The 12,179-nt window shown below is 52.3% G+C and carries 11 protein-coding genes; 2 read left to right on the top strand and 9 right to left on the bottom strand.

The genetic code is table 11. The annotated features are described in order from the left end of the window. Positions 1 to 3: 3 nt before the first annotated feature. From K3T82_RS09585 to dnaB, 7 genes are all read right to left on the bottom strand, one after another. The gene (locus tag K3T82_RS09585; protein WP_220193246.1) at positions 4 to 840 is read right to left on the bottom strand and encodes an alpha/beta fold hydrolase; all 837 of its coding nucleotides are present in this window, start codon (positions 838 to 840) and stop codon (positions 4 to 6) included. 20 nt (positions 841 to 860) lie between these two features. Further along, positions 861 to 1,562: a class I SAM-dependent methyltransferase gene (locus K3T82_RS09580; protein ID WP_220193245.1), complete on the bottom strand. Its 702-nt coding sequence runs from the start codon at positions 1,560 to 1,562 to the stop codon at positions 861 to 863. Continuing rightward, positions 1,559 to 2,461 (bottom strand): HAD family hydrolase, encoded by a 903-nt coding sequence (locus K3T82_RS09575; protein ID WP_220193244.1) that lies wholly within the window; start codon positions 2,459 to 2,461, stop codon positions 1,559 to 1,561. The genes K3T82_RS09580 and K3T82_RS09575 overlap by 4 nt, the downstream gene beginning before the upstream one ends. 131 nt (positions 2,462 to 2,592) lie before the next feature. Further along, a complete protein-coding gene (gene clpP, locus K3T82_RS09570) occupies positions 2,593 to 3,249 on the bottom strand; it encodes an ATP-dependent Clp endopeptidase proteolytic subunit ClpP (protein ID WP_307810894.1) in 657 nt (218 codons plus the stop codon). A gap of 358 nt (positions 3,250 to 3,607) precedes the next feature. Next, positions 3,608 to 5,275, bottom strand: coding sequence for an ATP-binding protein (locus K3T82_RS09565; RefSeq protein ID WP_220193243.1), 1,668 nt, complete (start codon positions 5,273 to 5,275; stop codon positions 3,608 to 3,610). Continuing rightward, complete coding sequence (locus K3T82_RS09560) at positions 5,263 to 6,024, bottom strand: DnaD domain-containing protein (RefSeq protein ID WP_220193242.1); 762 nt, start codon at positions 6,022 to 6,024, stop codon at positions 5,263 to 5,265. Before K3T82_RS09560 ends, K3T82_RS09565 begins: the two co-directional genes overlap by 13 nt. A gap of 18 nt (positions 6,025 to 6,042) precedes the next feature. Continuing rightward, on the bottom strand, positions 6,043 to 7,386 hold the full coding sequence (dnaB, locus tag K3T82_RS09555) for a replicative DNA helicase (RefSeq protein WP_220193241.1): 1,344 nt from the start codon (positions 7,384 to 7,386) through the stop codon (positions 6,043 to 6,045). A gap of 923 nt (positions 7,387 to 8,309) precedes the next feature. Here dnaB and K3T82_RS09550 point away from each other — a divergent pair. Together K3T82_RS09550 and K3T82_RS09545 are read left to right on the top strand one after the other, a co-directional pair. Next, complete coding sequence (locus K3T82_RS09550; protein WP_220193240.1) at positions 8,310 to 9,275, top strand: peptidylprolyl isomerase; 966 nt, start codon at positions 8,310 to 8,312, stop codon at positions 9,273 to 9,275. A 240-nt stretch (positions 9,276 to 9,515) separates the two neighbouring features. Next, positions 9,516 to 10,028: a peptidylprolyl isomerase gene (locus K3T82_RS09545; protein WP_338001087.1), complete on the top strand. Its 513-nt coding sequence runs from the start codon at positions 9,516 to 9,518 to the stop codon at positions 10,026 to 10,028. Between the two features lie 86 nt (positions 10,029 to 10,114). On the opposite strand, the gene K3T82_RS09540 is transcribed toward K3T82_RS09545, so the two are convergent. Next, positions 10,115 to 11,389 carry a phospholipase D-like domain-containing protein gene (locus K3T82_RS09540; RefSeq protein ID WP_220193239.1) on the bottom strand — a complete coding sequence of 425 codons (1,275 nt, stop codon included), beginning with the start codon at positions 11,387 to 11,389 and terminating at the stop codon, positions 10,115 to 10,117. A 123-nt stretch (positions 11,390 to 11,512) separates the two neighbouring features. After that, a complete protein-coding gene (gene lepB / locus K3T82_RS09535) occupies positions 11,513 to 12,046 on the bottom strand; it encodes a signal peptidase I (protein ID WP_236031078.1) in 534 nt (177 codons plus the stop codon). Positions 12,047 to 12,179 lie beyond the last annotated feature (133 nt).

Below are 12,179 nucleotides of genomic sequence, written 5' to 3'. Positions count from 1 at the left end.
TTCCTATAGTTCCTTTAAGAAGTGGTCCGCATGATGCATATAGTCATCGAAACGTTCGCGGCGGATGTTATGTCCAGCCTGCTCGATATTGATGATCTGGCAACGCGGATTCGCCTTTAAAATCTCGGAGATGGTCGCCTCACCCACAATCGCGCCTCGTTTCTGATCGGCGGTCACAATCAATGTGGGGCAAATAATGCGCGCTACGATGTCTATCCAGGGGGTCTGTCGCCAGGGAAGATATGAGCTATCGGGAATATGGGCGAAGATAGCCATGTCAAATTGATCCTGAGCACTCATCCAGGGGCCAAGGTCATCCGTTGACCAGAGTGGTTGCGCGAACTCTGCCTCATCCAGGCGCTCGGCATGAGAAAGTTCTTTCTGATTCGTGAGAAAAGCTTGCAGATATTGCAGCTCCATCTTATCTCGCTCTGGATCTTTCTCAGCGTTGGTTGGAGACCAGGCAGGTTCTTCGAGTACAAGCGCGCGAACCAGGTCAGGACGTTCAGCCGCGACAACTGCCGCAGTGTTCGCGCCCATTGAGTGTCCCATCAGGATTGGCTGATTGAGCTTTAGTTCCTCAATTAGTGCTATGGTGTCATTTGCCAGATCGGAGTAGGTAAAGGTTGCCTCGTCTGGTGTATGTGTCAGGCCATGAAAGCGCGCGTCAGGCAGGATGACGTCGTAGCTCGTCGCCAGAGCCTCTGCTACGCGTCGCCAGCAGAGGCCATTATCGTAGAAGCCATGAAGTAGTATGATAGGCGGCTTATCGCCACCTGTACGCAGGTAGTGTATTGTTAGGCCATGTGCTTCGATATATGCGGAAGGCCAGTGTACCATGAGTGAGTTCTCCTTCTCTATTACTGTTCTTTCTCCCCCATTGTAAGATACACTTCCCAACGGCGGCTACGAACGCGTTCTGAACGACGGCGTAAGTGGAAACGTTCTAATGGTATGAGGCGTCCGAAGTGCGCATCGGGTACTTCTTCGGTCACCAATTCTTCGCTCTCGGGTATACTCTCGCGCTTGCGCATCTCACGTAAACCTCGAGGACTATAGACAAAGATCTGGAGCAAGACGAGCAAGGGCTGTAGCAAGCCCACAGGTAACAGGTTCGCACCCTCTATGACGATCAGACGACCGCCAGGGCGGAGGACGCGCGAGACCTCCGCGATAGTGTTGGGATCATGAATATATTCGCTTGGAAAGGTGCTGACCACAGTATCGAACGAGGCATCGCTAAAGGGGAGGGCCTGGGATGTGCCTTGAATTACCAGGCTCTCCGAACCCACATGGCGTTTGCGTAAGGTGTCGCGGGCCGCAGCAACCATTTCGGGTGAGTGCTCGACCGCATGGCAAGCGTACCCTACCTCTAGCATATCAGCCAGCAGGTCGCCTAGTCCGCAACCAAGTTCCAGCACGTCATGTCCCTGGATGCGCGAGATTATCAGGCGTTGCCAGATGCGCCACTGCCCTGCGAAAGGAACTGTACTGGCGAAGCGGTAGAGATAGCGGTTTCGGTAGAGGGTCTCAAAGAGGGCTTTTTGTAAAGGTGCTCTCATGCTGTCACTCCTGTAAAGGTGTCTAATAGTTCACTCAGGCTGGAGATGACCAAATCAGGCTGAAGATATGTATTGTCGGGCTCCGTCAGATATTTTACTTTTCGGTAGTGCTCGATAGCAAAGGCGATGAGGTCAGCGTTAGTAAGCGAAGTTGCAGGCTCTTCTTGTGAGTTCGAGAGTTCCTGGCGAGCTAAGGCACGCAAGCGAGCGGTAGGCATCCAGACCGAATGCATCCCCAGCCGCTTCGCCCCCCTTACATCCGCAAGGAGTGAGTCACCAATCATTGCCGTTTCCTCTGGCGTCATTCCCAGACCATCGAGCGCGAAGCGAAAGATGCCTTCGGCTGGCTTACGTATGCCAAGATCAGCTGAAATCGCGATATGAGCTGGATCAAAATAGGTAAACAGGCCTAGTTCGCGTAAATTGTCCAGGAAGATTGGACCTCCATGTATCCGATTGGTGACCACACCAAGTGTATAGCCGCGTGCCTGTAGGGTTTCCAGCGTAGACAACGCATCCTCGAAGAGCATGCGCGAGCCTGGAATTTGTATGCGTAGGGCCTCCGCGATCTCAGTGCCTAGTTCTGGAGGAAGGCCTGGTAGACCCAGATCTGCGCAAGCTAGCACCACAGCTTGTCCCAGGTCTGGTTCATGTTCCCGGTCTTGCTGCATGAGTGTTCTGACGTGGGCGTGGAAGCGAGTGTGTAGGTGGGTTAGCACCTCCTCTTCAGAGAGCAACGCTACCTGCTGCGATGTCAGGTGCTTGCGTAGTAGTGCTTGTGCTCGCCGAGAAGCCCGTGCTACTCCTTCTTGCTCGTAAACTTGCATATTGAGTGCCCACAAGGTATCCCCTAGATCGAAGAGCAGGCAACGAACATGACGAAATGATGAATCTGACATGACATTCTCCCCTTTAAAAGATCAGTGTGAGAGGCACCAATTGTGTGAGTCCGAGAGAAAGAAACGCCGCACAGTCCTTCTGTGCGGCGTTGTTTGCTATGTTCCAAAGATTGGACCTGGCGCGAAGAGAATTACTCCTCATGTGAGGGGGTAAGTACCTCGTCGACCAGACCGTATTCAGCCGCTTGCTGCGCGCTGAGGTAGTAGTTGCGGTCCGAATCCTGCATGATGCGCTCGGTTGTCTGCCCGGTGTGCTTGGCGAGGATCTCATAGAGGCTGCGGCGCAAGCGTAGGATCTCGCGTGCTGTAATCTCGATATCGGCGGCCTGACCTTCCGCGCCACCAAGAGGCTGGTGGATCAGCACGGTGGAGTTAGGAAGGGCATAGCGCTTGCCCTTCTGGCCTGCGGCGAGTAGAACCGCACCCATGCTCATTGCCATACCCATGCAGAAGGTGGAAACTTCGGGGCGTAGGTACTGCATCGTGTCATAGATGGCGAGACCGGCATAGATCACTCCACCCGGGGAGTTGATGTACATCTGGATATCTTTGGTAGCATCCTCGCTCTGGAGGTACAGCAACTGCGCTACAACGCTATTGGCTACCTGGTCATCGATAGGCGTACCAACGAAGATGATGCGCTCTTTCAGCAGGCGGGAGTACAGGTCCCAACTGCGCTCGCCTCGCGGAGTTGACTCGACGACGGCGGGAATGATGCCGACCGGCTCCAGAAATTCACGGGACTCCTTGACCCATTTTGGATCGCGTGGATTGAAAACACTACCCATGTTAACTCCTCACTTATCTATCACGGTCGCTCTTTTCTTAAGAAGAGAGCGGATAACCTGTTACAAGAACTTCTGTGTGCGGAAGAAGCCCGCAATGCGGGGACGTTTACAGTTATGATAGCACCTGGATGTGTCAAACGCAAGGACAAAAATTACAGGCGCGAAAGTCACTCTTTCAGCACAAATGCGCGACGTAGAGAGGCTATTATCTCAACTGCTCCCGGCGATAGATAGGGAGTTGGAATGGTGTAATAAGCTCTTATGTTATTACACCATCCCCGCTATAGGGTTAGAAGCACGGTGTGGTCAGAACTCTGAGCCTACATATGCAGTGCTTAAGATTGCTTGTAGGCCTGAGCTATTCCTCATGACCTGGATGATTGGGACGATAATCACGTGCCTGATTCATATGTACTCTGCGTACAAGGCTGATGTCGCTCAAGCGTGAGCGAATGCGTTCATCCAGATCTTGCAGCCCGCGTGGGTTAGCTGTAATGACTGTGGGCATGCTCATATTGTAGCGGTAGTTGAGAAGCTCAAAGAGTTTCTCTTTGGCCCAGGGGGAGCTTTGTTCCGCGCCCAGGTCATCTAGAATAAGCACTCCTGCTTCGCACATCTTGGAGAAAAGCTGATCGTAGACCTCGGTGGCATTAGGCGCGAAGGTTGCTCTCAGGTGGCGTAGTAGATCGATCACCACGGAGAAGAGCACGACATCTCCAGCTTCGAGGCGATAATGCGCGATGGCGAGCGCCAGGTGCGTTTTGCCGCAGCCATTGGGTCCAACGAGCAGCAGCCAGCCTTGCGGATCTTCCGCGAAACCAAGGGCAGACTCAAAGGCTTCCCTCACGCCTTGGATATGAGACTTAAAGTTCTGGAACTTGCGATCCTGGTAGGCGTCCAGATTTGACAGCTCACGAAGCTGTGTGCGTCTCTTATCCTTCATCTCTGCTACTTTGCAGGAGCAGGGAATGGGCTTGCCAAAGTTGGGATGCCCGAAGTTGACATTGGCGCGCAGATAGCCAGCGCCTTTGCATCTGGGGCAGGTGGAGCGTACTGGGTGGTGTTCGTATTGGGCTTCTGGCTGCGGTAAGCGTGGGCGCAGAGCTATCTCTCGTGAGATGGATGCTTGATATGCCTCCGCTTCCAGACGCTTCTGACGCAGGTCATCAAGATTGCGTGGATCAAGTGGCTGGGTTGCACGAGAGCTACTCAGACGCGCAGTAGAAGTCTGGGGCGCAGGTGGCAATTGTGGATGATGGTTTCGCGCGGGCGGCAACTGTGGAGTTTGCCGCGTAGGTTGAACACGCTGCTGGTCGCTTGTTATATGAGCCGGGCGCGTATGCATGGGCGCGGGCATGCTCTGCTGTGGGGCATTTGGAGCCGGGTATGGCAGGCGCTGTGTATGATAATTGTGGTAAACAGGCGTGTTACGTGGTGTTTCTACACCGGGGCGTGTCGTATAGGAATAGTTCTCCCCCTCATCCTCATCGAGATAGCCTCCATAGACGAGGCCAGGACCATCCTCGTACTCTTCGCTGATTTCCTCTTCAATTACGTCAGCATGGAAGGTTTGCCCATAGTCGTCATGATGGTAGGGATACGTAGTACGTTGTGGCAAGGAGTAGGTGTCCTTGGGAGCTACGGGCGGCTGTGTATTACGCTGTGAGTGTGGATAATGTGTGACACTATTGAGTGGTGGATGAACCCCCGAAGCGCGTGGACGCAAGGGAGCGTCATATTCTCCCTGTTGATTATAGTCCTCGTAGTCTTCGGTATAGTTTACTTGTGGATCTTCCTGCTCATAGAGATAGCGCGTCTGAGGGATAGTCGGCATCTGTGGGCGCTGACCCTGAAAGTTTGATGGCATCCCTGCTGCGCGATTCTCGGGCTGAATTTTCTGATTGGGCAACGGATAACGTGGATACCCTGTCTGCGTTTGTGGTGCAGATTGATTGGTATCCGGGCGACGATTGCGGTTATCCGCGAATGGCCGACGTCTGACGATAATACGATTCAGGCTTTCCATTGTTGCCTGCCTTCCGTTTCCCAGCGCTTAAGAATAGCGCGAATATAGCTCCAACTGCGTTTATTATTCTCTACAGCTTCCCGGAATGCGTCTTCAATCCATTCAGGAGGTAAGCGTTCGGCGTATTCCTGCAACTGTTGCGCGATCATTGGTCCGAGAAGTCCGATGTTTTGCTCATAGAGCGCGAAAATGTTTGGGCGCTCAACCTGTACCTGTACGTATGAGCGCTCCTGGGCGGATGTCGGTGGTGCATGCCCTCTTGAAGAAGGATACTCTCCCGCGGCAATTACCTGCTTCTGTTCTAAGCTCTCATGTTCTTCCTCAATTTGGAGGAGGTGCCCAGGCATCATCTCGCCTCCCTCAATGGCAGCCACCAGCTTTCGACTGCGTGCCGTATTAAAGAAGTACCATGCGATCATATCGTTTCCCTCATTAACGAGGCGGAGATGAACGCAGAGTAGCGTACCACGTGCGACAGATTGCTCAAGCCCCTGGTGCAAGCGCTCTTCGGGCGCGCGTGGATCACCTCTGCGCCGTAGGCTATGCAGTAGTACCTGATCTTGTAAGAGTTGCCGATCACTTACGCAGCGCGGGTTGCCTTGCATCTTTGCCAGAGCCCAAAAGAGATGCAACGTCACTTTGATCTCGGCGCTGTCCTCGATTTCTGGCAGCAGTTGCGTAAAGAAGACCTCTGGAATGGGTACGTATGGATTATTTTTTCCAGCAGGGAAGCCTGCAAATGCAGTCATAGCAGTCGTCCTCCACCCTTATTCTTCCACACTAGATGAAACGTCAACCTCTAGATCAGCAAAGCGCGTCTGGCTCGCCTGGAAGAAGAGGCTTACTTCTCCTACAGGACCATTTCTATGCTTGGCAATAATGATATCTGCAATATTCTTGCGTTCGGTATCCGGGTTATATACTTCATCACGATAAATGAACATAACTATATCCGCATCTTGCTCGATAGATCCCGACTCTCTCAGGTCGGAGAGTTGGGGGACCTTGGATTGGCGGCTCTCAACGGTTCGCGAGAGCTGGGCTAGCGCGAGCACGGGCACATCGAGTTCGCGGGCCAGCCCTTTAAGATTGCGGCTGATCTCCGACACCTCCTGTACACGGTTCTCGCTGCGTTTGCCGCCAACCTGCGATTGCATAAGCTGAAGGTAATCAACAATAATCAGGTCGAGGCCTTGCTCGCTTGCCAGGCGGCGTGTTTTGCTACGCATCTCCATGGTGGAGATGCCAGCTGTATCGTCGATGTAGATCTTGGCCTGCGAGAGACGACTCATCGCCTCTTCGATGTTGGTCCAGTCCTCGTCCTCAATCCAACCAGTGCGTAGGCGCTGCTGGTCGATGCTAGCTTCCATAGAGAGAAAACGCTGAACAAGTTGCTCTTTACTCATTTCCAAGCTAAAGACAGCGACACTGCTCTGGTGGCGCACTGAGGCATTACGAGCCAGGCTGAGGGCGAATGATGTCTTGCCCACGGCTGGACGCGCGGCCAGAATAATCAGATCGGAGCGTTGAAGCCCGCCAGTCAGACGATCCAGATCCGTGAAGCCTGTGGGGACACCTACAATTGTGCCCCGGCGCTCGTGAAGTTGTTCTAGTTTGAGGAAGTAGTTTGTTAGAACGTCATTGATGGCGGAGAAGTCGGAGCGGGCATGGCCCTGGCTAATCTCGAAGATTAACTGTTCGGCCTTGTCCAGGGCCACATCTGAGTCGCTCTCGTCATAGGCCACAGCCGCGATCTGACCGGCGGCGTGGATGAGGCGGCGCAGGATGGCTGTTCGTGAGACGATGCGCCCATAGTGCTCAACATTCGCGCTGGTTGGAACAAGATTGACGAGAGAGGTAATATAGTCTGCTCCGCCAACTTCTTCTAGCTTGTTGCGGTGTTCCAGTTCATCGCAAATGGTGATAAAGTCCGCAGGCTCATGCTGCTCATAAAGCTGGACAATGACTTCGTAGATGATGCGGTGCGCGTCCCGGTAAAAGTCCTCAGCATGGAGAAAGTCCGCGACCTGAACGATAGCTTCAGGATCGATGATAATACTCCCAAGGACGCCACATTCGGCCTCAACATTTTGTGGTAATAGTTTTTCCACGTCGTCAACTCCAGCATCAGCGAGCAGTAATAGATATTAAGTGTGCCATGACAAACGATCAGGAAGTATCTGTTGGGTCTTCGTAGCAGATACACCTGGCAAAAGCATTATGGAATAAGGTATTTTGTCTTCAACCAGTAAAAACACGACGGCTCATATGCTATAGCGGAGCGACCGTTAACGAGTGTTTCTAATCGCGTGTTAACGGTATGTTGGCATTATAGCATACCATTCGAACAGGTGTCCGAAGTCTGGCTTGTGAACGCGCACCAGCCGTCGCTGCCATGCCCCGAATAGTGTTGGCGAATGCCTTTGGCTGCAAATTCAATTTCTAAAAAGCATTCGCCAACGCCGCCGCTCAGGCGGCGAAACTGGCCACCACACCACTTGTATTCAGGCTGAGTAGCTGTTGCGCGACATCTGAGCGTCGCAGGTGGCAACGCTCAGGCGAATGAAAGGCTTGCCATAGGTAAAGGCATGCGCGTCGAAAAAAGTGTGTGTTCAAAGTGTAACGAATCTTGCGCCCGAAATCAAATAGGTATATTACAAGGCTCTGTGGAAATGTGGATATCTCGGTGGCAAATTGGGTGATTTGGGCGGGCAAAAAGGCACTTATCCACCAGAGTAGGTGAGTTATCCCCAGTGAAAATGAGTTATCCCCGAAGTTTTCCACATAGTTATCCACAAAAATTGGCATGATTGTGGATAACTATGAATAGGAGAGATGGAGAGGAGAAGGGGGAAAGCTCTCCTATAACCATGCAATGAATATGTGGATATGTGAAAACGAGGAGCAAGGGAATAGAGAAAAAGGTTGAGGTAACGAGGGCTTGACCCAACCATGCAGGAGGGTTATTATAACACACAGAATTGCGCAAATAAGAAATCCTCGCGTAAGAAAAAAGGAGCATCGCTAAGAATTCATGCCGAAGACGACAAAACGTACAGAAACGAAACGGGCGGCGCGCATAGCGAAAGCGCACGCTACAGATCTGCCGAAGGTTGACAGAAAAGCGGCTCAGCAGTCACAGCAGCGTCCGCCCAGGCAGCAGCGGCCCGCGAGTGGCCTTGCGCGCTATCCATGGCTCACCGTACTTATTATATTTGTCATCGCAGCCAGTGTTGGGTTGCTATATGTGAACCATGTAGGCCCCTTTGCCCCGCCTCCGACCAAGTCCGCAAAGCCTGGCGTAACTCCTACCGCCACAGTATCTAATGAAGCCAAAGCCACGGCGACCGCAATTATAGGAGCGATGCCAACAGATCATCAGCAGGCGTTTACCAAGTCAAACTGCCTGAAGGATGATATCTTGAAGAAGATTACGAATACTTCGGCTCCTCTTAGTACCGCGGATAGGGATAAGATCAAGCGCAATTTTGGCGCGGCACCAACGATGAGCATCAATGCCAAGACTACGTATTGTGTAGGCCTCAATACGAGCCGGGGACTGGTCGTGCTCGAATTGATGCCCGATTGGGCACCTCAGACAGTCAATAACTTTGTCTATCTGGCGCAGAACAAGTTCTACGACGGCCTGACCTTCCATCGCGTGCTTAAGGATGCCAGTGGCATTCAGATTGCCCAGGGTGGTGATCCCAAGGGTGATGGCACAGGTGGTCCTGGTTATACACTTCCTGAAGAGAAGGCCAAAGATGGTGATTACTCCAGCGGTACCATTTCGATGGCGCGCAGCGATAAAGTGTCAGGTAGCCAGTTCTTTATTAATACTGGCGATAACTCCTCAAAGCTGAAGGGAACCAGTTATAATACTTTCGGCTGGATTGTCAAAGGGATGGATGTAGCCGTCTCACTTCAGGGACCGAGCGATAGCGATAAGAGCATTGCTCCCGATGTGATTAATTACGCACTTGTGGTCCCTGCTTCCTAAAGGTACAATGTAGTCAGTACAGGGTGTTGGTAGGGTTCCTACGAAACCCAACGCTGCTATCGCGGCTAGCGCACTCCTTGCATGAACATCTGAGCGCGGAGCGCTAGCTGTCGCGAAGGCAGAGCCGTGCCCTCGAATGAGGGTTGATGTTCGTCACAACAAGCGCGCTCAGGTTTTCGCATAAGGAATTATCTGTACACAACCCCCTGTTTTTGTTGTTAGTTTAGGAGGATGTTTTTCGTGGCAAAGCAGTATCGAACACCACCTGCGATGCAGATTGACCCGACGAAGAAGTATACCGCCGTCGTGCATACGAATCGAGGCGATATTCGTATCCGTTTGTTCGCCGACAAAGCGCCGACGACCGTTAATAATTTTGTCTTTCTGGCACGTGAAGGGTACTATAATAACACCACCTTCCACCGTGTTATCAGTGGCTTCATGGCCCAGGGCGGTGATCCGACCGGGACAGGTAGTGGTGGCCCAGGCTACAGCTTTGATGATGAGCGTGGCGCACTGGCACTCAAGCATGATAAAGCTGGAATTCTCTCTATGGCGAATGCTGGCCCAAATACGAATGGCTCTCAGTTCTTCCTCACGCATGGCCCTACTCCTCACCTGAATGGACGCCACGGTGTCTTTGGGGAAGTGGTAGATGGAATGGATGTGGTCATGGCTATTCGTGAGCGCGATCCAATGCGTGATCCTCGCCCCGGCGATACGCTGAACTCTGTTGATATCATCGAGGAATAGCTTGTTGCATTTCGCCTGATGTCACCAGATTAATACAGGCCAGTCATGCCTTCCCTGGAAGGCATGACTGGCCTGTATATTTTTCTCTAGAGAAAGGGGCGAAGCGGACGTAGGAGACACTCAGCACATTTGTGCGCGAATGGTCGGCGCTTCCATTCCCCCAACGTTAGCTCATGAGCATGGGCGGCATCGTTATGGAAGATGCGCTCCATCTGCTGTGCCATCCTGGTACTATAAATAGCCACGTTCATTTCATAATTGCCCAGCATGCTTAAGCGGTCGATGTTGGCGGTCCCTACGGTGGACCAGACGCCATCGACGGTCGCGGTCTTAGCGTGCACCATCGCATCCTGGTAGAGGAAGAGGCGAATTCCAGAGCGCAGGCAGCGTGTGTAAAAGCCGCGTGCCAGCCAGTCCGCGATGACATGGTTTGAGGTCGATGGAAGCAGGATACGCACATCTATTCCATGATGGGCGGCCTTCTCTAACAAGCGGAGAAAGAAACGGTTGGGGATAAAATAGGCCTGAGTAATATAGATATGCTTGCAGGCGCGGTCGATGGCATCGAAATAGGATGCGCGGATGGGAAATGTGAGTATAGATGGCTCGTTGCGGTAAAAATGGAGATATGGGTCCCAGTCACGGGCCTCGCAGGGAGGGAGTTTAGGATGTTGGGCTGTTCGAAAGGTATTCCAAAAATCGACGAAAGACGCTTCTACCTCCCAGGCATCGGGTCCTGAGATGCGCACATGGGTATCGCGCCAGTGGGTCGCGTAGAGACTGCCTATATTGTAGCCTCCTAGAAAGGCGATCTCATCATCGACGACCAGTACCTTTCGATGATCACGCGCGTATGTTGCCAGGCTGAAAGGATTGAATGGTCGCGCGAGAAGCGGATAGGCCAGAAGATGAATGCGCTTATCGAAGGTCCGAAAGAACGAGCGCGGAACAACGAGATTGGCGAAGGTATCGTAAATCGCATATACCTGCACACCCCTCGTGACCGCGCGGGTAAGTGCGTCCTTAAAGCGCCATCCAATGGCATCATCTTTCCAGATAAAGGTCTCCAGGTAAATATGCTTGTGCGCTTGCTCAATACTCTCCAACATGGCCTGATAGAGATCTTCGCCGTAGGTATATACTTGCACATCTGAGTGCATGACGCGTATAGGTGAGGTTGGGGTGCGTATAACGTGCCCCTGGAGCCGTGTTCGCTTGCGATGCTGGTCAATGAGTATGAGAAGACCACTGATAACGAAGGCCGGCGCGAAGAGTGCCAGCGGCAGCCAGAGCAGCAGAGCGATAAATGGGAGACCTGGCAGGTTTTGCCTTGCCACGTTAGCGTTTGCCGAGATCTTCATGGTTTTCCTCTTTCTGAGCCATTGTCGATCATCAGCGTTTCACTATATCGCATCAGCCTTCTAACGTCATCCACCAGAGGTAGCAATCGTTATTCACTCTTTCGAGTGGAAATTGTGGGTCCGTTATTTATAGGCATCAGAGTACGAACTGATGGATTGCAACCGATCAAGGGGCCAGTAGACAAAAGCAACTTTTCCAATGATATAGTCGCGGGGCACAAAGTCCCAGATACGCGAATCTTCGCTTGTGTCGCGATTATCGCCCAGCACAAAATATTGATGATCGGGTACTTGCCAGGTCTTCGCGAAGGGGTTTATAGGTGTCATACTGGCATATGGTTCATGGAGTTCATGCCCATTGACCCGGATGTGTTTCTCATCAATAAAGATTGTATCTCCGGGGAGCCCAATGATACGTTGCATATAAGCGACGCGAGTATCGCGTGGATAGTGGAAGATAACAATATCACCGCGTTGAGGATCACGCGTGGTATAAGCCAACTTATTGACAAGTACTAGCGAAGATTGAACAAGTGCCGGGCTCATGCTGGTGCTGGTCACCTGATAACTTTGGAGAACCATGCGGAAGGCAAAGAAGAGCACAGCCGCAAAGACCGCAATCTCGACAAATTCACGAACATATTGAGGATGTTTCAACCCACCCCTCCCTCTCCACAAACGCGGATGTGCCAGGTATCTAGCATGATACATAGGCCCTCGCGTATCAACCACACAGGGCACCATATACGCGCCCTCTACACAGTATACTAGCGCGTTTAATGTGGGTAGG

Origin of the sequence: Ktedonospora formicarum (assembly GCF_016587355.1) — a bacterium.
Classification (GTDB): domain Bacteria; phylum Chloroflexota; class Ktedonobacteria; order Ktedonobacterales; family Ktedonobacteraceae; genus Ktedonobacter; species Ktedonobacter formicarum.
This window is presented reverse-complemented; position numbering and strand designations above follow the sequence as displayed.

Bases quoted from the DNA above. Each gene is read 5' to 3' on its own strand.
- K3T82_RS09585 (WP_220193246.1), bottom strand. From the start codon at position 840: ATGGTACACTGGCCTTCCGCATATATCGAAGCACATGGCCTAACAATA.
- K3T82_RS09580 (WP_220193245.1), bottom strand. From the start codon at position 1,562: ATGAGAGCACCTTTACAAAAAGCCCTCTTTGAGACCCTCTACCGAAAC.
- K3T82_RS09575 (WP_220193244.1), bottom strand. From the start codon at position 2,461: ATGTCAGATTCATCATTTCGTCATGTTCGTTGCCTGCTCTTCGATCTA.
- clpP (WP_307810894.1), bottom strand. From the start codon at position 3,249: ATGGGTAGTGTTTTCAATCCACGCGATCCAAAATGGGTCAAGGAGTCC.
- K3T82_RS09565 (WP_220193243.1), bottom strand. From the start codon at position 5,275: ATGGAAAGCCTGAATCGTATTATCGTCAGACGTCGGCCATTCGCGGAT.
- K3T82_RS09560 (WP_220193242.1), bottom strand. From the start codon at position 6,024: ATGACTGCATTTGCAGGCTTCCCTGCTGGAAAAAATAATCCATACGTA.
- K3T82_RS09550 (WP_220193240.1), top strand. From the start codon at position 8,310: ATGCCGAAGACGACAAAACGTACAGAAACGAAACGGGCGGCGCGCATA.
- K3T82_RS09540 (WP_220193239.1), bottom strand. From the start codon at position 11,389: ATGAAGATCTCGGCAAACGCTAACGTGGCAAGGCAAAACCTGCCAGGT.